At 67.8% G+C, this 1,399-nt stretch carries 1 protein-coding gene; it reads right to left on the bottom strand.

What is annotated here, in order from left to right:
• Nucleotides 1-177 precede the first annotated feature (177 nt).
• On the bottom strand, nucleotides 178-1,399 hold a 1,222-nt coding region (locus ABD378_RS43510; protein WP_344530972.1), incomplete at its 5' end, for a KamA family radical SAM protein.

Here is a 1,399-nt window from a genome sequence, read left to right as displayed (position 1 = left end):
CTCGGCTCGCTGTTCGGGGCGCGTGAAGGACTGTGGATCACGGTGGCCCTGCTGATGGCGGCCTTCCTGCACTTCGTCGTGGCGATGAAACGCACGCGGATCCCGGAACTGCGGGCCGAACCGGAACTGGCGAAGTGAGGGCCCGGGGCGCAGGCCCCGGACCCTCACTTCCCGTTCTCAGCGGCCCTGGTGGAGTGGCTCCGTCTGCCAGAACCACGGTTCGTCGAACGCCGGCTTGAGGTCGTCGAACCACACCGCATGCTCGTCATGCTTGGCGAAGAACGGCCGGCCGACCCAGTTCGGATCGCGCGCCTGCAGGAAGCGGCAGCAGAAGACGTCCTGGCCGGCGAGGCGGGCGATGCCGTCGACCGCGACCTTGCCGGGCGAGGCGGACATGACCGGTCCGCGCGCCGTGCGCTCGAGCCCGGAGACCGATGAGATCGCATCGCGGTAGATGGACACGGCTCGGTCCAGCGGCAGCTCGAAGTACTGGCTGGCCCCGGTGTCCCGCTCCACGAACATGTAATACGGCGCCACACCGAGCTGGGTCATCGTCCGCCACATCTGGGCCCACACGGCCGGGTCGTCATTCACATGGCGCACCAGAGGCGCCTGCGCACGGATGACGGCGCCGGTGTCCCGGATCCGCCGGATGGCCTGCCGGCAGGCATCGGTCTCCAACTCGCGTACGTGGGAGAAGTGCGCCATCACGGCCACGTGCCGACCCGCCGCAGTCGCGTCCTCCAGGAGCCGCAGCAAGTCCGTCGCATCGGCATCGGTGGTGAAGCGATAGGGCCAGTAGGACAGCGCCTTCGTCCCGATGCGGATGTTGCGGATGTGTGCGAAACGGGGTTCCAGCAGCGGGGAGAGGTAGGCCCGTAGCCGATCCGTGGACATGATCATCGGGTCCCCGCCGGTGAACAGCACGTCCGAGACCTCGGGGTGGCCCGCAAGGTACTGGAGAGCCTGCTCCGGCCCGGACACGGCCTGCTTCAGTTCCGCGACGCCGATGAACTGGGCCCAGCGGAAGCAGTATCCGCAGTAGGCGTGGCAGGTCTGGCCCTGTCCGGGGAACACCAGCACCGTCTCTCGGTACTTGTGCTGCAGACCGACGAGCGAGCCCGTCTCGTCCTCGGGAACGTTCGCCTGCAGCTGCCCCCCGGGGTGGGGATTGAGCTGCAGCCGGGCCCTGTTGACCGCGCCGAGCAGTTCCGCACGGGGGACCTTGCCGTCGATCAGTTCGGCGACCTCCTCGTAGAGCGGCTCGGGCAGCATGTCGCGGTCCGGGAAGGTCAGCCGGTAGATCGGATCGTCGGGAGCCCTGTCCCAGTCGATGAGTTCGTCGAGTACGTAGTTGTTGACCTTGAACGGCAGGACCGAGCTCACCACCTCGATGTCC

This window comes from Streptomyces rectiviolaceus (genome assembly GCF_039533825.1).
GTDB lineage: Bacteria > Actinomycetota > Actinomycetes > Streptomycetales > Streptomycetaceae > Streptomyces > Streptomyces rectiviolaceus.
This window is presented reverse-complemented; position numbering and strand designations above follow the sequence as displayed.